This window comes from Mycobacterium sp. NGS57, assembly GCF_059812405.1.
On record NZ_JCALCP010000009.1, the window covers coordinates 284,942 to 303,406 of the forward strand.

At 68.7% G+C, this 18,465-nt stretch carries 17 protein-coding genes and 3 pseudogenes; 15 read left to right on the forward strand and 5 right to left on the reverse strand.

The window, feature by feature from the left end; genetic code table 11:
• Positions 1–24 precede the first annotated feature (24 nt).
• The gene (locus AC5Y43_RS19055; protein WP_499974945.1) at positions 25–804 is read left to right on the forward strand and encodes an anti-sigma factor family protein; all 780 of its coding nucleotides are present in this window, start codon (positions 25–27) and stop codon (positions 802–804) included.
• A 13-nt stretch (positions 805–817) separates the two neighbouring features.
• Here AC5Y43_RS19055 and AC5Y43_RS19060 read toward each other — a convergent pair whose 3' ends face one another.
• On the reverse strand, positions 818–2,158 hold the full coding sequence (locus AC5Y43_RS19060) for an FAD-binding oxidoreductase (protein WP_499974947.1): 1,341 nt from the start codon (positions 2,156–2,158) through the stop codon (positions 818–820).
• Between the two features lie 12 nt (positions 2,159–2,170).
• Positions 2,171–3,283, reverse strand: a complete 1,113-nt coding sequence (locus tag AC5Y43_RS19065) for a flavin-containing monooxygenase (protein ID WP_499974949.1) — start codon at positions 3,281–3,283, stop codon at positions 2,171–2,173.
• Positions 3,284–3,458: 175 nt separating this feature from the next.
• On the opposite strand from AC5Y43_RS19065, the gene AC5Y43_RS19070 reads away from it, so the two are divergent.
• From AC5Y43_RS19070 to AC5Y43_RS19105, 8 genes and pseudogenes are all read left to right on the forward strand, one after another.
• On the forward strand, positions 3,459–4,670 hold the full coding sequence (locus tag AC5Y43_RS19070) for an FAD-dependent oxidoreductase (protein ID WP_499974951.1): 1,212 nt from the start codon (positions 3,459–3,461) through the stop codon (positions 4,668–4,670).
• Positions 4,671–4,674: 4 nt separating this feature from the next.
• Positions 4,675–5,823 (forward strand): methyltransferase, encoded by a 1,149-nt coding sequence (locus tag AC5Y43_RS19075; protein ID WP_499974953.1) that lies wholly within the window; start codon positions 4,675–4,677, stop codon positions 5,821–5,823.
• 5 nt (positions 5,824–5,828) lie between these two features.
• Positions 5,829–7,577 (forward strand): thiamine pyrophosphate-binding protein, encoded by a 1,749-nt coding sequence (locus tag AC5Y43_RS19080; RefSeq protein WP_499974954.1) that lies wholly within the window; start codon positions 5,829–5,831, stop codon positions 7,575–7,577.
• Positions 7,558–8,193, forward strand: a complete 636-nt coding sequence (locus AC5Y43_RS19085) for an SRPBCC family protein (protein WP_499974955.1) — start codon at positions 7,558–7,560, stop codon at positions 8,191–8,193. Before AC5Y43_RS19080 ends, AC5Y43_RS19085 begins: the two co-directional genes overlap by 20 nt.
• A 7-nt stretch (positions 8,194–8,200) precedes the next feature.
• A complete protein-coding gene (locus AC5Y43_RS19090; RefSeq protein WP_499974957.1) occupies positions 8,201–9,214 on the forward strand; it encodes a 3-oxoacyl-ACP synthase III family protein in 1,014 nt (337 codons plus the stop codon).
• The gene (locus AC5Y43_RS19095) at positions 9,214–10,275 is read left to right on the forward strand and encodes a pyridoxal phosphate-dependent aminotransferase (RefSeq protein WP_499974958.1); all 1,062 of its coding nucleotides are present in this window, start codon (positions 9,214–9,216) and stop codon (positions 10,273–10,275) included. Before AC5Y43_RS19090 ends, AC5Y43_RS19095 begins: the two co-directional genes overlap by 1 nt.
• Positions 10,276–10,283: 8 nt before the next feature.
• On the forward strand, positions 10,284–10,787 hold the full coding sequence (locus tag AC5Y43_RS19100; protein ID WP_499974960.1) for a MarR family winged helix-turn-helix transcriptional regulator: 504 nt from the start codon (positions 10,284–10,286) through the stop codon (positions 10,785–10,787).
• A 125-nt stretch (positions 10,788–10,912) separates the two neighbouring features.
• Positions 10,913–11,140, forward strand: a pseudogene (locus tag AC5Y43_RS19105) (DinB family protein); the annotation flags it as partial.
• Positions 11,141–11,150: 10 nt separating this feature from the next.
• Here AC5Y43_RS19105 and mmsB read toward each other — a convergent pair.
• From mmsB to AC5Y43_RS19120, 3 genes are read right to left on the reverse strand one after another with little or no spacing between them, the layout of a single operon-like run.
• Positions 11,151–12,041, reverse strand: coding sequence for a 3-hydroxyisobutyrate dehydrogenase (gene mmsB / locus AC5Y43_RS19110; protein WP_499974961.1), 891 nt, complete (start codon positions 12,039–12,041; stop codon positions 11,151–11,153).
• A 21-nt stretch (positions 12,042–12,062) separates the two neighbouring features.
• A complete protein-coding gene (locus AC5Y43_RS19115; protein ID WP_499974963.1) occupies positions 12,063–13,220 on the reverse strand; it encodes an isobutyryl-CoA dehydrogenase in 1,158 nt (385 codons plus the stop codon).
• Between the two features lie 14 nt (positions 13,221–13,234).
• A complete protein-coding gene (locus tag AC5Y43_RS19120) occupies positions 13,235–14,755 on the reverse strand; it encodes a CoA-acylating methylmalonate-semialdehyde dehydrogenase (RefSeq protein ID WP_499974964.1) in 1,521 nt (506 codons plus the stop codon).
• Between the two features lie 233 nt (positions 14,756–14,988).
• Here AC5Y43_RS19120 and AC5Y43_RS19125 point away from each other — a divergent pair.
• The 6 genes and pseudogenes from AC5Y43_RS19125 to AC5Y43_RS19150 form a co-directional block, all read left to right on the forward strand.
• A pseudogene (locus AC5Y43_RS19125) lies at positions 14,989–15,427 on the forward strand (DUF7956 family protein).
• A gap of 63 nt (positions 15,428–15,490) precedes the next feature.
• Positions 15,491–16,030, forward strand: a complete 540-nt coding sequence (locus tag AC5Y43_RS19130; RefSeq protein WP_499974966.1) for an RNA polymerase sigma factor — start codon at positions 15,491–15,493, stop codon at positions 16,028–16,030.
• Positions 16,027–16,725: a Rieske (2Fe-2S) protein gene (locus tag AC5Y43_RS19135; RefSeq protein ID WP_499974967.1), complete on the forward strand. Its 699-nt coding sequence runs from the start codon at positions 16,027–16,029 to the stop codon at positions 16,723–16,725. The genes AC5Y43_RS19130 and AC5Y43_RS19135 overlap by 4 nt, the downstream gene beginning before the upstream one ends.
• Positions 16,726–16,746: 21 nt before the next feature.
• Entirely contained in the window at positions 16,747–17,139 is a 393-nt protein-coding gene (locus tag AC5Y43_RS19140) for a cupredoxin domain-containing protein (RefSeq protein ID WP_499974968.1), read from the forward strand.
• Positions 17,140–17,156: 17 nt separating this feature from the next.
• The gene (locus AC5Y43_RS19145) at positions 17,157–18,065 is read left to right on the forward strand and encodes a metallophosphoesterase family protein (RefSeq protein ID WP_499975001.1); all 909 of its coding nucleotides are present in this window, start codon (positions 17,157–17,159) and stop codon (positions 18,063–18,065) included.
• Positions 18,062–18,465: pseudogene (locus tag AC5Y43_RS19150) on the forward strand (hypothetical protein); the annotation flags it as partial. The gene AC5Y43_RS19145 and the pseudogene AC5Y43_RS19150, both read left to right, overlap by 4 nt.

Below are 18,465 nucleotides of genomic sequence, written 5' to 3' on the forward strand. Positions count from 1 at the left end.
CGAATACTTGACGGGTGACAGGAGATGGACGAGATGAGGACACCGCTACGAGGCATCGGCCCGCCCGGTGATAACGAGGTGTTTGGTGTGACGACGGGCGACAACCACCGGTACGCGAGGTGGGACGCCGCATACGTGCTGGGATCGCTGTCGGCCTCCGACCGCCGCGAATTCGAGGCGCACCTGGCCGAGTGCCCGGCGTGCCGGGACGCCGTCGCCGACCTGAGCGGAGTGCCCGCCCTGCTGTCGCGGCTCGACCACGCGGAAGTGACCGCCATGAGCGAGCCGGGTCGTGGTGTGACGGAGCCCTTTTCCAAGACGCCGGAGATGTCGCCGGAGTTGTTGCCGTCGCTGCTGGCAACGGTGCGCTGGCGGCGGCGCCGCACCCGAGTGGCAACCTGGGTGGCGACGGCCGCCGCGGCCGTGGTGCTGGGAATCGGCGTGCTGGTCGGCGTACAGGGCCACACCTCGACACCGGCACATCAGGCGGCGACCGCCTCGCAGCCGATGGCCCAGGTCGGTACCACGCTGCTGACCTCGACGGTGCAGCTGAGCAGCCAGCACTGGGGGACGTCGATCAACCTCAGGTGTGTGTGCCTAGCACCGCTGACCGCCCACCATGACACGCTGGCCATGGTCGTGGTCGGTCGCGACGGCAGCCAAACCCGGCTGGCGACCTGGGTGGCCGAACCGGGTCACACCGCGACGCCGGCGGGCAGCATCTCGATGCCGGTCGACCAGATCGCCGCCGTGCAAGTGGTTTCCGCCGAGGGCGGTCAGGTTCTGCTGCAGCGTTCGTTGTAGTCGGTGGGCCGCTTCAGTCGCAGCTCATCCAGCGGTGAAATCGACCGTCGGGGTCGTAGGCCGAGCGGACCTTGTCGAGGCGTTGCATGTTCGGCTCGGCAATGAACTTCTCCGCTCTCCGGCCGAGGTTTTCGTCGGCGAGCGAGACTCCGGTCGCCAGATGTGACATCGCCGCCATCTTGGACTGCGTCCAGTCGCAATACTTTTCGTCGTCGGCCGGGTCTTGCCAAGCCGTATAGAGCGCCAGGTAGATCTCGTCCTCCAAGCCGTAGACCTTGTCCGCGCGGTGCGGGGACGGCTTCCAGCCGGTGACAAGGAATTGCGACGGATGCGGCGGCATCGTCTCGACGATGTCGCGGATCCCGGGCAACAGCTCAGCGGCCGAGGCCGAAGTGAACATGTTGTCGGCGCTATACCGGTGGCCCCGGGGATAGTTGCCCATCACCGCGGCATACCAGTTGGCCAAAGTCGTAGGCGCATAAGGAAGGCCGGTGATCGCACGGTCTACCACGGGGCAGCTACCCAGGACGGCAAGGGCTTTGGCCGCCTCCGGTTCAGTATCCGCGAAGACCGGCGCTGCGATGGCGATGACCGGGTCGTCGATCCCGGCGGCCGGCACACCGAGAGTGGTGCTCATCTGCAGTTCGACGCGGTCGTCGAGCTCGCGACTGATCGAGAGTCCCCAGCTGAACACCTCGTCGGCCACACCGATCGGGTACATGTACAAGCACGTCCCCAAGACGTTGGGGCGCTTATGAATCCGCACGGTGAAAGAGATGACTACCGCGAAGAAGCCCGGTCCAGAGCCGCGAGCGGCCCAGAACAGATCGGCATGGTGCTCGGCGTCGCAGTAGATTCGTTCGCCGTCGGCGGTGATCACCTCCAGTCCGAGCACGCTCTCACATGCCGGGCCGACGACCTTGCCGTTCCAGCCGTATCCACCCTGGAGCAGATAGCCGCCGAGGCCGATGCCCTCGCAGTGGCCGGCGGGGAAGAACAGCCCCTGCGCGTCGAGTTCGAGCGCGAACGAGCTGGCGGCCTTGCCCGGACCGACCGTCGCAATCATCCGGTCCCGGTCGACGCTGCAGTGATCGAGGCCGGCGACGTCGAGCAGCAGGCCTCCGTCACGGAGGTGGCTGGCCGTCCAGCTGCGCCCGCCCGAACACACCCCGACCCGATATCCGTTGGCCCGCGCATACCGCAGCGCTGCGACGACGTCCGCAGCCTGGGACGCCTGCACGATCACGTCCGGAAAGCGCTCCGGCACAAGGCCATTCCACACCGTTCTGCGACGGGCCGCGTCGTATCCATCGGCACCGCGGAAGAGGGCCTTTCCTGCGGGAAGTGACAGCATCAGGCTCCCTTTCTAGGTGGAGAGGTGAGCGGCGACCTGCCGGGCCAGGGGAGTGGCGTGGCGGCGAATCGCTCGCAGCGGGCCATTGGGCGGGATACCGTATCCGATCGCGAACATCCCGTCGCCGAGGTGCGAGGCAAACCCGCCGCGCGGGTTGCCCTCTTCGTCGAGGATGCCGAGATGGCCGGCTACACCGTCGAGATCGGTGGAAAAGCCAGTGGCGGCAACGATGACCTCCGGCGCGACGGACATGCCGTCGGCGAGGAGCACACGTCCGGATTCGACCGCGCTTACCGCGGTGACCACCTCGATACGCCCGGCCCGCACGGCTTCGACGAGCTCGTCGGCCAGGGTGGGGATGCGGCCCCGCTGTTCCACCGTCGCCTTCAATCCGAGCGGCGGTCGACGGAAGCCATACGGCGAAAGATCGCCCCACAGTAGGCGATTCAGGCGGCCGACGAGCGGGTCGACCACACGCGCGGGCACGCGCGCGAACAACTCGAGGAAGATGTCGGAAGGGAACGGCCCCATCGCGCGCCGCACCAGGTGCGGGGGCGTGCGCACAGCCAGCCAGACGGTGCGCGCGCCGTCGTTGGCCAGCTGGACCGCGATGTCGGCGGCCGAGTTGCCTGCGCCGACGACGAGGACGTCGCGGCACCGGAACGGCCAAGCGTTGCTGAAGTTTCCGGAGTGGACGAGCTCGCCGGTGAATTCGTCCAGCCCGGGCCAGGCGGGGACGGTCGGGGTGCGATATCGGCCGGTGGCCAGTACGACGGCCCGAGCCCGGATTGCGCCGGACGACGTTTCGAGGAGCCAGCCGTCGTGCGCACGGTCGATTCGCTTGACTTCGCACCCGAGCCGGAGCTGAATGTCTTGCGCCCGGACATAACTGTCGAAGTAGCGAACCATGTCTTCCTTGGTGGGCCAACGGCCGGTGCTCAGTGGAATACGTTGTCCGGGAAGGTGTGACAGAAATCCGCTGGTGTTGAGGCGGAAATCGTCATAGCGCGTGCGCCACGCAACCGCGGGCGCCGAAGCGCTGTCCAGCACCAGAGCGGTGATCCCGTGGCGGTGCGCGAGCTCACGGGCGACGGCGAGGCCGGACGGCCCCGCCCCGACGACCACAACCTCGGGGGCGCCGCGCTCGACCCCCCGCGTCGCTGGCTGGCGATTACCAAGCAAAAGAACGGTTTCCTATCCACGGTCCTGCCCCATGGCACGGTCCGCGACGGTGTGCGGTTCATTGAACCTTTTGCCGCGCTCCACCGTGGCAGGACGAGGGAGGCGTGGGAGGGGTGGTATGTCAAGGGGGCACGGGTCTCATCCGAGCCCGCTTCGGATCCTCGTGGTGGGTGCGGGCGTGGGCGGCGTTTCCATTGCTCGGGGCCTGCTGAAAGACGGACATGAGGTGACCGTCTTCGAACAGCGCCCGCAGCTGCGGGCGGCCGGCGGCGCGGTGACCATCTGGCCCAACGGCGCAACGGTTTTGCGGCAGCTGGACGTCGACATGGAGGGGGCCGGTCAGCCGCTTTCCACCGTGCGGATCCTGACCTCCACGGGTCGCAGGATCGCCACCTTCGACGTGGGCTCGGTCGGGGTGCGGCTCGGCGCACCGGTGCGGATGATTCCGCGTCGGGTCCTGCTGGAACGGCTGTTCGACGGTTTTCCGGCCGACCGCATCCGATGGGGCTCGCGCGCGGTCGCGGTGGCCGATACCCGCGACGGCGTCCGGGTCGAGTTCAGCGACGGAAGCGCGGCCGAAGGCGACTTGGTGATCGGTGCCGATGGCCTGCACTCGACGGTGCGAGCGGCCCTCGGCGCGCAACGTGCGGAGCCGACCGGCTGGTGCAGCTGGCAGGGGCTCGTGGCGCTCCCGTACCTCGGCGACAGGGATGACGCCCTGATGATCATCGGCCCGCGCGGAAACCTCGGGCTGTGGCCGGCCGGCGGACGCAACCTGCAGTGGTGGTTCGACCTGCCCTGGTCCCGCGACTTCGTCAGGCCGGAACGCCCGCTCGACATGATCCGCTCCGCATTCGGCGGCTGGTCGGACTCGGTCGACCGGGTGCTCGCAACGTTGGCCGACGCGGACCTGGCCGATTCCCCGTTTCCGCATTTTCGGCATCCGATTCCCGGGCCGGGTCACGGCGCGGTGACGCTGTTGGGCGATGCCGCCCACACGATGCCGCCCACCCTTGCCCAGGGGACGAATCAGGCGTTGCTCGACGCGATGGTGCTACGAAAGACGCTGTGGGACAACCGGGATCCGGTCGCCGCGCTGCGCCGCTACGAGAACCTCAGGCGACGCCGGGTCGAAGCGGTGTCCTGGGTGGCGTCGCGTCCGGTCTCACACAGCGAATCCGTGCTGAGGCCGGCGGCGCTCGTTCCGGACCGGCTGCACAGCTGGATCCTCACGACGTTCCTGCGTTCGGTCAGCCACCGGCGGATGTCCGCGGAGGCCCGCCGCGACGTGGGGACCGTCCTGGTCGATGCACAGATGCTGCGGAGCTGATGCGATGTCCAGCACAGCCCCCGTGCCGCCCGCCGCGCTGGCCCGCCTCCTCGAACGGAGTCGCCACCACCTGTACCGGCTCTATCAACGGCTGCTGCCCGCGCCGGCGGCGATGCTGGAGATGATCGTCGCCGCCTGGACGTCGCAGGCGATCACGGTGGCCGCCCAACTCGGCGTGGCCGACGCCCTCGCCGACGGGCCGCTGCCCATCGGCGAATTGGCGGCCCGGGTCGGCGCGGACGCCGACACGCTGGCCCGGCTGCTGCGCGCGCTGATCGGCCGCGGCGTATTCCGCCACCGCCGTGACGGCCGCTATGAGTTGAATCCCCTTGCCGCAACGCTACGTTCGGATGCGCCCGCGTCGGCGTTGTGGCCGGCGCGGTTCTACGGATCCCGCGAGCAGCGCGAGCGCTGGAGCCTGCTGGTCCACTCGATCCGAAGCGGGGATCCGGTTGTCCCCGCATTGCACGGCAAGCACGGCTTTGCCTACTTCGCGGACAACCCCGAGCACGCCGAACTGTTTGACCGGACGATGACGAGCATCTCGGAGTTGACGACGACGTCGGTGGTCGCCGGCATCGACTTCGGCGCCTACGCCAACATCGTCGATGTCGGCGGCGGGCAGGGTTCGCTGCTGGCCGCCATTCTGGCGGCGGCGCCGGCCTCGTGCGGCGTCCTTTACGACGTGCCGAGCGTCGTGGCCGGGGCCGCAGAACTGTTGCGGGAGCGCGGCGTTGTCGACCGCGTACGCGTCGTGGAGGGCTCGTTCTTCGACGGCGTTCCTCGTGGTGCGGACGCCTACGTGCTCAAGAACATCGTCCATGACTGGCCCGACGAGACGGCGGCGCAGATCCTGCGCAACGTTCGCGCGTCAGCAGGCCCGCACGCCACCGTGCTCCTGATCGAAATGGTCATTCCCGAACATGACCGCGACTTCCCCGGCAAATGGGCGGACCTGGAGATGCTGCTCCACCTGGGCGGCCGCGAACGCACCGCGGCCGAATACCGTGAGCTGCTTGGCCAAGCCGGGTTCCGCACGACGCGGGTGGTGCACACCGCATCCCCGCTGAGCATCGTAGAGGGCAGGGTGAACCCGGGCGGCTCGCCAACCGTGTCACCGATAGCACTACCAGTCAGCCCCAGGTTCAGGTGAGCGAAATGCCGAGAAAGCAGCGCGTGGTCGACCACATCGTCGGGCACCTCGCGGCAACCGGGGTAAACCATATCTTCGGTGTCGACGGCGCCAACATCGAAGACCTTTACGATGCAGCACATTTCCGGCCGGACATCGAGGCTGTGTTGGCCAAGCACGAATTTTCCGCCGCCACGATGGCCGACGGCTACAGCCGCAGCGGTGCCGGCCTCGGCGTGGTGGCGGCGACCTCGGGCGGGGGCGCCCTGAATCTCGTTCCGGGCCTGGGGGAATCGTTCGTCAGCCGGGTCCCCGTGCTGGCGTTGGTGGGCCAGCCGGCGACCACGATGGACGGCCGCGGCAGCTTTCAGGACACCAGCGGTCGCAACGGCGCCCTGAACGCCGAGGCACTGTTTTCTGAGGTATCGGTGTTCTGCCGGCGCGTGGTGAAGCCCGACGACATCGTCTCGGCGCTGCCCGCGGCGCTGGCGGCGGCGCGCGCGGGCGGGCCCGCGGTGCTGCTGCTGCCCAAGGACATTCAACAGGCCGAGGTGGCCGTCAACAGGCACACCGGTGAGGACGCGGTCAGGTGCTCGCGCGTTGTCGGCGATCCACATCCGATCGTGCATGCGCTGCAACGGACGGTCGGGCCGGTGACCATCATCGCCGGCGAACAAGTGGCGCGCGACGACGCACGCGGCGAACTGGCAGCGCTGCGCGCGGTGCTGCGCGCGCGGGTGGCATGCGTTCCCGATGCCAAGGACGCCGCCGGCACACCGGGTTTCGGGTCGTCGTCGGCCCTCGGGGTGACCGGCGTGATGGGGCACCCGAGTGTCGTCGACGCGGTGGCCGGCAGCGCCCTGTGTCTGGTGGTGGGCACCCGACTGTCGGTGACCGCTCGCGCCGGACTCGAGGATGCGCTGGGGGCGGTGCGCACTATCTCGCTCGGGTCGGCGCCGCCCTATCTCCCGTGCACCCACGTGCAGACCGACGACCTTCGCGCGTCGCTGCGAATGCTGACCGGCGCACTGACCGGGCGGCGGCGTCTCACCGGTATCCGGGTGCCCGACGCGGTGACGCGCACCGAGTTGAGGCCACCGGAATTCACCGGGCGGGGTGTGCGCTACCGCGATGCCATGATCGCGCTGGACAAGCTGTTGCCCGCCGGTGTGGACGTCGTCGTCGACGCCGGCAACGTCGGCGCGGCGGCGATCCACCACCTGCCGGTGCGCCGCGGTGGCCGGTTCCTGGTTGCCCTCGGGATGGGCGGCATGGGGTACAGCTTCGGCGCCGGCATCGGGATGGCGTTCGGCCGCGCCCGGGATCGGTCACCGGCCCGGCGGGTCGTGGTGATCGCCGGCGACGGCGCCTTCTTCATGCACGGCATGGAAGTTCACACCGCTGTGCAGTACCGGCTGCCCGTGACGTTCCTGTTGTTCAACAACAACGCCCACGCCATGTGCGTCACGCGCGAGCAGGTGTATTACGACGGCCTCTACAGCTACAACCGCTTCGCGCCCAGCCGGCTGGGCGCGGGCCTGGGTGCGATGCTGCGCGGGCTGCGATCCGTCGATGTCGCCGACGTCGCCGGGTTCGCCGCGGCGTTGCGCGCGTCCCTCGACGCCGACGGCCCGTCGGTGGTGAGTGTCGAATGCGCGGCCGACGAAATGCCGCCGTTCGCACCGTTTCTCAGTGCCGGATCGGCCCAGCATTCCGTTATCCGAGAGATCCCGACCATGGAGGGGAGCGAGAGCGATGTCGTTGCCAACGCTTGACGAAATTCCGGGGGTGGTGCGAATCGAGACCGCGCCCCTCGAGGAGACCGCGCCGATGTTCATGGCGAAGATGCGGGCGGTGTACCCGCATGACGAGGTGTTCGGCCAGTACTGCACGGTCAGCGATTTCGTCGACTGCCCGCCTGACGAGCTGTTCGCCTACCTTTCCGACACTCGAAGCCTCGAGGAGTGGACCTATACCCTGCGGGACTTCACGCCCACCGAGGAGCCAGGTCTGTGGCTGGCCTACGACCGGTTGCTCCCTGACACCGAGATCTACACCCGAACGGAGGCCAACGCCGGGGCGCGCACCGTCGACTACCACTGCGCGTGGGACCAGAGCAGGCACCTGTGGATGATCTATGTGATGCGAGTTCTCGACGCGCAGGCGGTGCTGAACAAGCCCGGTTCGGTTGTGCTGTGGACCAATTGCCGTCACCCGTTCTACGACCACAACCCGTATCCGGAGACCGTCCCGGCCGGGCGCACCGGGTGGGTCGGCGACTTCTGGGACATCTTCGGCGCCGGTCACGGGCTGGAGCTCAACAACCTCAAGACGATCGCCGAATACCGCCACCGCCACCACCTGCCCGTCACGCCGGCGTGGATGAGCTGAGGCCGACATGAGCCACGTCAGTTTGGCCGACGTTTCCACCTATCTGCCGGGCGAGCCGATCGGCGCCGACTACTACGCGCGGTACGCCGAATCCGACGAACTACGCGACAACGCGATGTTCCGCGCGCCGCGGTTCCGCCACCATGTCGGACCTGACGAGTCCGCGATCGACATGGTCGAGCGTGCCGCGCACGGACTGATCGAGCGGCATGGCCGCGATGTCATCGAAGGCGTCGACGTGCTGATCACCCACACCCAGGTGCCGGACATGCCGTTCTACGGTGCGGGCGGCGGCATCGCGCACCGGCTGGGCATGCGTCCGTCGTGGGTGCTGGATCTGCACAACGGTGGATGCGCGGCATTTATCTTGGGGCTCAACGTCGCCCGCACGCTGCTGACATCGGGCGAGGCCCGCTCCGCGCTGGTCGCGGTCGCGCAGAACGCGGCGGGGCAGGTCTTCGATCAGCCGGGAGTCCGGCGCAAGGCGCAGTCGGCGGTACCCGGCGACGGCGCGGCGGTGGGCCTGGTCACGTTGTCCGACCGGTCACCGATCCTGGACATCGACTGCCGCACCTACGGCGAATACGCCGGCGACATGACGCTGGCCGTCGATCCGCCCCGCAAGTGGTGGCAGCCCGGCCCCGGGGAGGGCAGCATCGGCTTCACGGACAGCAAGATCACCAAGGTGCTGGCCCGCGGCAACCGTCAGGTACCCGAAGTGGCGCTGGCGGTTTGTGACCGAATCGGCTTGCCCCCTAAGGATATCGATCTGCTGGTTACCAACCAGCCCAACAGGGTGTTCCTGCGCAACTGGCGCGAAGCGCTCGAACTTCCGCCGGAACGTCATCGAGACACCTTCGACGAGTGCGGCAATCTCTTCGGTGCCGGCATCCCGGTCAACCTCGATCGCGCCATCCAAGACGGTCAGGTGAAGGCCGGCGACGTGGTGCTGATGGCCGCCTTCGCCCACGCCGGTGACTTCGCCGGTGCGGCGGCGGTCCGGTGGGGCGGGCGAGACTGATGCAATCCGTAATCGGCCCGCTGGCCGGCGAGATAGGTGATGCGCTTCCTGATGCGGTCGATCCGCTTGCGTTGTCGCTCAACGAGAATCCGTTCCCACCGTTGCCGGCGGTGCGGTCGGCGTTGACGCGCTCCGCCTACGCTGCCAACCGGTATCCGGAGTTCTTGCCCGAGCGGCTGCGCGGCCTGATCGCCGGCCACATCGGCGTGCCCGCCGACCGGGTGATGCTTGGCGGCGGCGCGACGGGCGTGGTATTGCAGGCGCTGCGGGCGCTGACCGCTCCGGGCGACACGATCGCGATGGCGTCGCCGACCTTCGACGGGTATCCGATCGTCGCGCAAATGGCGCGGCTGAACTCGCTGATCGTCCCGCTCGACGAAAGGGGACACAACGACCTCGACGCGCTGGCCGAGGCGGCCGCGGACGCCCGCGTGGTGGTGGTGTGCCGTCCGCACAACCCCACCGGCACGCTGGAGCCGGTGGTCGAACTGCTGCGGTTTCTGCGCCGGGTCCGGCATGACACCATCGTGCTGCTCGACGAGGCGTACATCGAGTTCGCTGCGCCCGAGCACCGGGTCGACGTGCCGGCGCTGGTTCGCGACTTCCGCAACGTGGTGGTGGTGCGGACATTCTCGAAGGCGTACGGTTTGGCGGGGCTGCGCATCGGTTACGGCGTCGCGTCGCAGGATCTGGCGCCGGCGCTGTGGGCCCAGCAGCTGCCGTTTGGCATGGCGATCACCGGTTTGCTGGCGGTCGCGGCGTCGTACGACGCGGAAAGCGAGTTGCAGCAACGGATCCAGGCGATCAACGCGGAACGTCGCTACCTCCGCATGCGCCTGAGCGCACTGGGGATATACACCACCGACGCGCATGCGAACTTCATGTACCTGCCTGCGCGGGCCGGGCGGGGCCGGCCGTGGCATGAGGTGTTCGCCGGCAGCGGGCTGCGCGTCCGCCACTACGCGGACGGCGGCACGCGGATCAGCGTGGGCAACCGCGCGTCGACCCTGGCGGTGCTGGCGGCGATGGGAAAGGACACGCTGGGGCCGCCGATGCGGTAAGAAAGGGCGTGGCCGCATCGAGTTCCAAACGCGATCCGATCGCCGCCGCACGGGCCAACTGGGAGCGTGCCGGGTGGAGCGACGTTTCGCAGGGCATGGTCGCGGTGACCTCGGTGATGCGCGCACACCAGATCCTGCTGGCCCGCGTGGAGACCGCGCTGCGTCCCTACGACCTGAGCTTCTCCCGCTTCGAGTTGCTGCGACTGCTGGCGTTCAGCCGGACCGGGGCGCTGCCGATCACCAAGGCGTCCGATCGCCTGCAGGTGCACGTCACCAGCGTCACCCATGCCATCCGGCGGCTGGAGGCCGACGGGCTGGTTCAGCGGGTGCCGCACCCCACCGACGGGCGCACGACACTGGTGCAGATCACCGATCTCGGCCGCTCCACGGTCGAGGACGCCACCGTCACGCTCAACGGGCAGGTGTTCGCCGAGATCGGTATGGACGCCGCGGAGGCGGAAGCGCTGGTGTCCTCCATCGAGACGCTGAGACGCAGCGCAGGGGACTTTTGAACGCGAGGTGGCTGTGCGCCCGCGTGGCGGTCACTCACACCGCCGGGCGCCGCGGCCGTAGGTCTATCACCAAAGCCTGCGGTGGCACACTTGCGTCATGCCGACGAGGCGCCCTCGCTACCAGGGCCCACCGCGCCGCCCGCGAGGTGTTCGCCAGGCCGGACGGATTGTCCACCACGTTCAGGCTTCCGTTCGGGCAGCTTCCCGGTCAGGGTCTTCATGGGGCTGCGGACCACTTTGTGGGGCCGCAGTTTCGCGGGCCGGGCAAGCCGTTCGGCGACGAACAGCCCTGCCCGCCCGGACGCGCGCCCGCCGATCAACTGGGCGCATTCCTGGGACGAAAAGTCCAGTAACGCGGGGCTTTCAGACGAAGCCGCCGCGCAGCGCCTCGATCACTGCGCTGAAATCCTGGTCGGCGTGCTCCGCGGCGAACTCGGCGTAGATCTTCGCGGCGTGCGTGCCCAGCGGCGCCGCCGAACCGGTTGAGCCCACCGCATCCATCGCCAGGCCCAGGTCCTTGTTCATCAGCGCGGTTGCGAAGCCGGGCCGGAAGTCGTTGTTGGCCGGCGACGTCGGCACCGGACCCGGCACCGGGCAGTTGGTGTGGACCGCCCAGCAATTGCCCGTCGCGCCGGTGATGACGTCGAACAGGGACTGCGCCGAGAGGCCCAGCCTCTCCGCCAGCACGAACGCCTCACCGATCGCGATCTGCTGCACCGCCAGCACCATGTTGTTGCATATCTTGGCCGCCTGGCCCGCGCCCGCCGCACCGCAGTGAATGACCTTGCCCGCCATCGGTTCCAGCACCGGCCGGGCCCGCTGCAGGCTTTTTGAGTCGCCGCCGACCATGAACGCCAGCGTCCCGGCGATGGCCCCCTTCACCCCGCCGGAGACCGGTGCGTCCAGTTGGGGCATGCCGTGCGACTCGGCCAGCGAGTGCACCTCGCGGGCGTCGTCGACCGAGATGGTCGAGCTGTCGATGAACAACGCGCCCGGTCGCGCGGCTGGCAGCACGTCGGCGTAGCAGCGCTTGACCAGTGCGCCGTTGGGCAGCATGGTGACGACCACGTCGGCATCGTTCACCGCGGCGGTGGCGCTGTCGAATATCGTGGCGCCCTTTTCCGCGGCCGCAGAGGCCGCGGCGGGCGCCGGGTCATACCCGCGCACGGCGTGCCCGGCGGCGACCAGGTTCGCCGACATCGGCGCACCCATGTGACCCAGTCCCAAGAAGGCGATGGTGAGGTGCTCCGTCATGGCTCTCTTTCTCGGGGTTGCTTACGAAGCCCGGAACCGCGCGGCCTCGGCCCGGCCGATGACCACTCGCATGATTTCGTTGGTACCTTCCAGGATGCGATGGACACGCAAATCGCGGACGATCTTTTCCAGACCATACTCGCGCAAGTATCCGTAGCCGCCGTGCAGTTGCAGTGCTTTGTCCGCGACCTCGAAGCAGGTGTCGGTGACGTAGCGCTTGGCCATCGCGCACAGCTCGACCTTGTCGGCATCGTCGGTGTCCAGCGCACTTGCGGCCCGCCACAGCATTATTCGCGACGTCTCAACGCCGGTGGCCATGTCGGCCAGGGCGAACCGGATGGTGGGCTCGTCGAGCAGGGCCGAGCCGAACGCCTGCCGCTCGCGCACGTAGGCCCCGGCCTTGTCGAAGGCGGCCTGCGCGCCCCCGAGTGAGCACGCCGCGATGTTGAGGCGACCGCCGTTCAGGCCGTTCATCGCGATGCCGAACCCGGCGCCCTCGCCGTCGGCGCCGCCCAGCATGGCGTCGGCGGGCACCCGCACTCCCTCCAGGATCACCTGGGCCGTGGGTTGGGCGTGCCAGCCCATCTTCTCCTCGAGCGCGCCGAAACTCAGCCCGGGAGTGTCCTTTTCGATCACGAACGCGGAAATGCCGCGCGGCCCGTCGCCACCCGTGCGGGCCATCACCACGTACACGTCCGACGCCCCGGCCCCGGAGATGAACTGCTTGACGCCGTCGAGCACATAGTCCGAGCCCTGCCGCACCGCGCGGGTGCTCAGCGCGCCGGCGTCGGAACCGGCGCCCGGCTCGGTGAGGCAGTAGCTGGCAATGATGTCCATCGAGGCCAGCCGCGGAACCCAGGCCTTGCGTTGTTCGGCCGTGCCGAAGCTGTCGATCATCCACGCGCACATGTTGTGGATGGACAGGAACGCGGCGGTGACCGGATCCGCGATGGCCAGCTGCTCGAAGATGCGCACCCCGTCGAGGCGGCGCAGCCCGCTGCCACCGACGTCCTCGCGGCAGTAGATGGCGGCCATGCCGAGCTCGGCCGCTTCGCGCAGCACGTCGGTCGGGAAATGCTTGGTGGCATCCCAGTCCAGCGCGTACGGGGCCATCCGCTTCTCGGCGAAGGCGGCCGCCGTCTCGGTGATCACCCGTTCTTCGTCGTTGAGGGTAAACATGAGGCTACTTCTTGCTAACTCATTGTGGGGATGACGAATTCGGCGCCGTCCTTGATGCCCGACGGCCAGCGCGACGTGACGGTCTTGACCTTGGTGTAGAACTGGATCGACGCCGGCCCGTGCTGGTTGAGGTCGCCGAAGCCGGAACGCTTCCAGCCGCCGAAGGTGTGGTATGCCACCGGGACCGGGATCGGCACGTTGACGCCGACCATGCCCACCTGCACGCGCGAGACGAAATCGCGGGCGGTATCGCCGTCGCGGGTGAACACCGCGACGCCGTTTCCGTACTCGTGCTCGGACGGAAGTCGCAGCGCCTCTTCGTAATCGTGCGCGCGCACGATGCACAGCACGGGCCCGAAGATCTCGTCGGTGTAGATCGACATCTCGGGGGTGACGTGGTCGAAGAGGGTGGGCCCGATGAAGAACCCGCCCTCGAGACTGGCATCGCCGTACGCGAGGTCGTCGCTGGTCCGTTCGCGGCCGTCGATGACCAACTCGGCGCCCGCGTCCACGCCCTGGCCGATATAGTCGCGCACCCGCGCGACGGCGGCCTCGGTGACCAGCGGGCCGTAGTCGGCCTTGGGGTCCAGGCTGTGGCCCACGCGCAGGTTGTTGATTCGCTCGATCAGCCTGGCGCGCAACCGATCCGCCGTCTGCTCGCCGACCGGGACGGCGACGCTGATCGCCATGCACCGCTCGCCGGCGCTGCCGTATCCGGCGCCGATCAGCGCGTCGACGGCCTGGTCGAGGTCGGCGTCGGGCATCACGATCATGTGGTTCTTGGCGCCGCCGAAGCACTGTGACCGCTTGTCGGTGGCCGCGGCCGTGGCGTAGATGTAGTGCGCGATGTCGGAGCTGCCGACGAAGCCCACGGCCATGATGTCGGGGTGGTGCAGGATGGCGTCGACGGCCTCCTTGTCGCCGTGCACGACCTGGAACACGCCCGGGGGCAGACCGGCCTCTCCGAACAGCTCGGCCAGTCGCACCGGAACCGACGGGTCGCGCTCGCTGGGCTTGAGCACGAACGCGTTGCCGCAGGCCAGCGCCGGTCCGGCTTTCCATAGCGGGATCATCGCCGGGAAGTTGAAGGGCGTGATGCCGGCGACGACGCCCAGGGGCTGGCGCAGCGAGTAGACGTCGATGCCCGGGCCCGCGCCCTCGCTGTACTCGCCCTTGAGTAGGTGCGGGATCCCGACGCAGAACTCGATCACCTCGATGCCACGCTGGATGTCGCCGCGCGCGTCGGCCAGCGTCTTGCCGTGCTCGAGGGACAGCAGCTCGGCCAGCTCGTCGACGTTCTGATTGACCAGGTCGATGAACCGCATCAACACCCGGGCGCGGCGCTGCGGATTGGTTGCCGCCCAGCCCTTTTGGGCTTCGACGGCCGACGCCACCGCCGCGTCGACGTCGGCTTTGCCGGCCATATGCACCTTTGCCTGCACCTCGCCGGTGCTGGGGTTGAAGACGTCGGCGGTGCGGGCGGCCTGGCCGGCGGTGCGCTTCCCATCGATGAAGTGCGGGATCTGTGTGGTCATGGTGTCCTCGGAGTCGGTTGCGCGCGATTACTTGCATATCCTAGTAACGGGCTTTGGGCGTCGCAAGGCGGGGTGCTCCTGACTTCTCGCGAGAGTGCACCTACCGACGCCGCTACTCGACCGAGGCGTTGCCAGGCGCACTTTCGCGGCGTTGGGTGGGTACGGAGCCCAACGTGACCGAAGGTGGTGACCGAGTGGCCGAGCCGCCGCGAAGCTACACGACGCGCCGGGACCTGATTGCGGCGAAGTTAGAGCCCTATTTTCAGATCAGCGACATGCTGCCGAGCAATGTCAGACCGACCTCGGAAGCCGCCGAGCAGTTTTGGGACAACTCCCTACTGTGCAGTTGGGCCGATCGGGAAACGGGCTATACCCGCATTTGAAGTTGCCGGCCCACGTCCCGGCGAATACGTCTTCGTGCTCCACTACCTGGGGCAGGTGAGAGCTGTCGTGGGTCAGTGCGTCGTCGACATCATGCCGATGGGCGCGGGCATCGACCTGAGCAAGCTGGGCGACGCGGCCCTCGATATCGGTCGCACCGTCGGATGCTCGGCGTATTTGAACGACTTCACGCTGCCGGACGTGCCAGAGGAATGGCGCAACCAGCCGGTGGGGTGGTCGACGGAGGGATTTCCCCCGTACATCCCGGGCCTGTCGGACCCGACGCAGTAGCCGTCCGCCGCGTCCGGAAAGCCTCGTGTAACCCGAGCCGATATTGATCGGTGGAGGAGGCACGTGGCGGCACACGACGAACCCGTCGGTCCGCGATTACTGCGCGCGGTCCCCGGCGACGGCTATCCCGACTGGGAAGCGGTCTACTCCGACAACGCGTCCTGGGTCTACCGCACGCTGTTCGCCCGGGTCGGCAACCGGGCCGACGCCGAGGACCTCACCGCCGAGGTCTTTCTGGCCGCGCTGCGGCCGTTGCGCTTGACCGCCAGCGTCGGCGAGGTGCGCGCCTACCTGCGGGCCACGGCCAGGACGGTCCTGGCCGCACACTGGCGCGAGACCATGGGCCGCGAGATCACCTCGATCGACGACGTCGAACAACCGCCCGAGAGCGAGGCGGCGATCAGCACCGCGCCCCAGCGCGTCGCACGGGTGCTCGACAGCCTGCCCGACCGCTATCGCCGGATCCTGGAAATGCGTTTCCTGCACGGCAACTCGATCAAGGAGTCTGCCGCCGAACTTGGGGTCAGCGTCGCCAATGCCAAGGTGCTGCAGCACCGCGCCCTGCGCCTGGCGGCACAGGTCAACGATGGAGGCCGGCCATGAATACGCGAGGCATGCGCCGCTACGTCGACGACCTGCTGAGGGGGCGGCGGCCCAAACCGTTTGCGCCCGAGGACTTCGAGGCGGCGCAGATCCGTACCGCGATCGAACTGCGGGCCGCCCGAGACGACGCCGGCGATGCGCCGCGCGAGCAGTTCCTCGCCGACCTGCACCGCCGCCTGGCCGAGCAGATGGACGGCGCCCACGCGCCAGCGTCGAGCGCCCCAGGCACGACGCGGCGCCGGGTCATCGTGGGCACGTCGGCGGCCGCGGCCGTCGCGGCCGCCGCGGTCTCCGTCGACCGGGCCGTGCTGGGCCGGCACCCGGAAGCCCCCGCTTCCGACGTTGCGGCCGGTCGGCTCACGCCCAACGACGGGCGCTGGCAGCGCGTCGCAGCCAGCGCGGACGTGCCCGACGGCGTCATGCGCCCGTTCGATCTCGGCACCGTCGCCGGCTTCGTCCGTCGCGTCGACGGAAAACCCGAAGCCATATCCGGCGTCTGCACCCATCAGGGGTGCCGGCTGTGGTTCGACGCGCCGCAGGACACCCTGCGCTGCCCGTGCCACACAACGTCGTTCTCCCCGAGCGGGCAGGTGCTGACCCACCAACTGCCGATCGCGCCAAAACCGTTGCCCGCGCTGATGGTTCGCGAGGCCGACGGCGTCATCGAGGTGTTCGCCCCGGTCAAGACCGTGTAACCCGCCGCCCTATTCCTTGGCATGAAGTTCAAAAGATGGTCGGTCGGGGCGTTTGCCGTCAGCGTGGCGCTGGCCGGCTGCTCGGCCGCTAACCCCGCGGCCGAGACCGCAACCAGCGCGCCGACGGCATCGATGTCGGTCACCGCGCCGCCGGCTCCGGTGAGCGGCACCCGGGTCGACATCGACGGCTTCGCCTTCGCGCCAACCACATTGAGCGTCCGCGCGGGCGCCACCGTCACCTGGACCAACCGCGACGAAGAACCGCACACCGTGGCCGCGAGCGACGGGTCGTTCCACTCGCCCGGGATGGGAACGGGAGCCACCTTCTCGCACACCTTTCCCACGGCGGGAACGTTCGACTACGTCTGCTCGATCCACCCGATGATGCACGGCGCCGTGGTGGTGACCCCGTGACGCCCGACCCCGCGACGATGACCCGCCGCCAGCTGCTGCGGCATTCGGCGTGGTTCGGCGCGGCGGTCGGGTTCGCCGTCGTCGGCGGCGAGGTCATCTCCCACGTCGCCGGCACGGCGGCGGCCGAGCGAGCCCGCGCCCGGCCCACGTTGCGCTTCGCCCAAGTCAGCGACAGCCACATCGGCTTCTCCGGGCGTCCCAACCCCGACGTCACCGCCACCTTCGGCCACGCGATCGACCAGATCAACGGCCTCGGCTACACACCGGATTTCGTCATCCACACCGGCGACCTCACCCACCTGTCCAGCCCCGGGCAGTTCGACCAGGTCAAGCAGATGCTGAGCGGGCTGAACACCCGGCACGTGTTCACTGTGCCCGGCGAACACGATTCGGTCGACGACGCGGGACAGAAGTACCGCAGCGCCTTCGGCGCGGGAACCCAGGGGGACGGGTGGTACAGCTTCGACATCGCCGGCGTGCACGTGCTCGTCCTGGTGAACACCCTGAACATGACGAAGCTCGGCCACCTGGGTGTCGACCAGTTGGATTTCGTCCGCAAGGATGTCGCCGGGTTGTCCAGCGATACGCCCATCATCGTGTTCAGCCACATCCCGCTGTTCGCGATGTACCCGGACTGGGGCTGGGGCACCGACGACGCCGCGCGGGCGCTGAGCCTGCTGGCCCGCTTCTCGTCGGTCACCTGCCTCAACGGCCATGTGCACCAACTGTTTTCCAAGACCGAAGGCAACGTGACGTTCTACAGCGGCACGACCACGGCCTACCCGCTGCCGCATCCCGGTGACGGCGCGGCGTCGATGCCGGTCACGCTGCCGCCCGGCAAGCTTCGCGACGCTCTCGGGATCCGCGAGGTCAACTACACCAAGGGCCGGGCTACCCTGGCGCTGAAAGAGACCACGCTGGGATGAAACTCCTGCTTCGGCTCGCCCTCGCCGCCTCGCTTGCCGCCGCTGCGGCCAGCCACGCCTTCCTGTATATCCATGGCTATCAGCACATCCGATGATCGGCGCGGCCTTCCTGATCCAGGCCAGCGCCTCGCCCTCGCTGGCCCTGCTGATCGCCGCGGGCGGGCCGGAATGGCTGCGGTGGGCCGCCGCCGCGGTGACGGGCGGTTCCCTCGTCGCGTTCGTGCTGTCCAGGACCGTTGGGCTGCTCGGGTTTTCGGAGCGGGGCTGGGAGCCGGCGCCGCACGCGGCCATCAGCGTGGCGGCCGAGGTGCTGACGGTGCTGCTGTGGGCCGGGGCTTTGGCGGGCGGCCTCGGCGCTACGTCCCGCGAGAGTGCATCTACCGACGGCGCGACTCGGGAA

Bases quoted from the DNA above. Each gene is read 5' to 3' on its own strand.
- AC5Y43_RS19055 (WP_499974945.1), top strand. From the start codon at position 25: ATGGACGAGATGAGGACACCGCTACGAGGCATCGGCCCGCCCGGTGAT.
- AC5Y43_RS19120 (WP_499974964.1), bottom strand. From the start codon at position 14,755: ATGACCACACAGATCCCGCACTTCATCGATGGGAAGCGCACCGCCGGC.
- mmsB (WP_499974961.1), bottom strand. From the start codon at position 12,041: ATGACGGAGCACCTCACCATCGCCTTCTTGGGACTGGGTCACATGGGT.
- AC5Y43_RS19085 (WP_499974955.1), top strand. From the start codon at position 7,558: ATGTCGTTGCCAACGCTTGACGAAATTCCGGGGGTGGTGCGAATCGAG.
- AC5Y43_RS19060 (WP_499974947.1), bottom strand. From the start codon at position 2,158: ATGCTGTCACTTCCCGCAGGAAAGGCCCTCTTCCGCGGTGCCGATGGA.
- AC5Y43_RS19075 (WP_499974953.1), top strand. From the start codon at position 4,675: ATGTCCAGCACAGCCCCCGTGCCGCCCGCCGCGCTGGCCCGCCTCCTC.
- AC5Y43_RS19135 (WP_499974967.1), top strand. From the start codon at position 16,027: ATGAATACGCGAGGCATGCGCCGCTACGTCGACGACCTGCTGAGGGGG.
- AC5Y43_RS19095 (WP_499974958.1), top strand. From the start codon at position 9,214: ATGCAATCCGTAATCGGCCCGCTGGCCGGCGAGATAGGTGATGCGCTT.
- AC5Y43_RS19115 (WP_499974963.1), bottom strand. From the start codon at position 13,220: ATGTTTACCCTCAACGACGAAGAACGGGTGATCACCGAGACGGCGGCC.
- AC5Y43_RS19070 (WP_499974951.1), top strand. From the start codon at position 3,459: ATGTCAAGGGGGCACGGGTCTCATCCGAGCCCGCTTCGGATCCTCGTG.
- AC5Y43_RS19140 (WP_499974968.1), top strand. From the start codon at position 16,747: ATGAAGTTCAAAAGATGGTCGGTCGGGGCGTTTGCCGTCAGCGTGGCG.
- AC5Y43_RS19145 (WP_499975001.1), top strand. From the start codon at position 17,157: ATGACCCGCCGCCAGCTGCTGCGGCATTCGGCGTGGTTCGGCGCGGCG.
- AC5Y43_RS19080 (WP_499974954.1), top strand. From the start codon at position 5,829: ATGCCGAGAAAGCAGCGCGTGGTCGACCACATCGTCGGGCACCTCGCG.
- AC5Y43_RS19090 (WP_499974957.1), top strand. From the start codon at position 8,201: ATGAGCCACGTCAGTTTGGCCGACGTTTCCACCTATCTGCCGGGCGAG.